The 1,065-nt window shown below is 64.4% G+C and carries 1 protein-coding gene; it reads right to left on the reverse strand.

Annotation, left to right across the window (positions count from 1 at the left end; all coding sequences use genetic code 11):
- On the reverse strand, positions 1 to 1,065 hold a 1,065-nt coding region (locus JF616_10525; GenBank protein MBW8888178.1), incomplete at both ends, for a hypothetical protein.

Here is a 1,065-nt window from a genome sequence, read left to right on the forward strand (position 1 = left end):
CCAACAATCCAAATCACGCCCACCACCAGTTGGATACCGCAGGCCAACAGTAGACGGCGGTCCCGCAGGATGAGGGCCAAAAGCACTACCAACCCCGCCAGCATCCAGATGAAGACGCGGATGCTGTCGGACTTGACCATGCGCACGATGTCGCTGAAGACGAAGCTGGAACAGTAGCAGGCGAGCTTCTTGCCGGCCGCGGTCAAATGGCCGTAGCGGTCCTGGAATTTACCGGCCTCCAGCGCGTTCGACGAGTTGTAGCTGCCGTAGACGAAGCCCAGCTTCCCGTAGCTGCCGTCCCGTTCGCGCAACAGGTTCAAGGCCCAAGGAGGGATGTCGGCGGCGCCGAAGGGCTCCGTCCGCGCCAGCTCGCGCAGGTTCGTGATCATGGCGGAATCGTTGCCCTTCGCCTTGTCGAAGACGCGCGCCGCGACCAGGTCGCCGATGTGCCGGATTTCCACGATGCGTTCCGCCTGCGCGGCGGCGGGCGGATCGAAGGTGGAGAGGGTCAGGAAGCTGCGCAGGAAGGGGTCCCGGCCGGACAGGCGTTGCAGCAGGGTATCTTGCAGCGCGGCCATGCTGGCCGAATCCTGGGCCATCACCACTACGGGCTGGCTGCTGGTGCGATTGCTCCCCAAGGCCGCCTTCACGGGAAGGCCGTCGGGCTCTTTGCGCGTGTCCCGCAGGCGATCGAAATCGTATTCGAATTTCAGGCGATAGGTGAAGCAACCCAGGATGGCCGTCCCCACCAGGACCGCGCCCGCGCTCCAGCGGGCCACCTTGCGCCAATCCGGTTTGCTTTTGAAAGGCCAACGCAGGACGGGCGGCGAACGCAGGGCCAGCCAGCCCAAGCCGGGCAGGCTCGTCAGGCTTTCCCAGGCGAAGACGAAGGCGGGCAAGAGCACGTAGACGCCGATCAGGCTGAAGGCGATGCCGGCGGAGGCTTGTACGCCGAATTCGTAGAAGCCGACGAACTTGGAGGTGAGCAAGGTGAGCATGCCCGCCACCGAAGTGGTCGCCGCCACCACCAGGGAGTAGAACAATTCGTCCAGGGATCGGTAGAGG

This window comes from Fibrobacterota bacterium (genome assembly GCA_019509785.1).
In the GTDB taxonomy this organism is placed as follows: domain Bacteria; phylum Fibrobacterota; class Fibrobacteria; order UBA11236; family UBA11236; genus Chersky-265.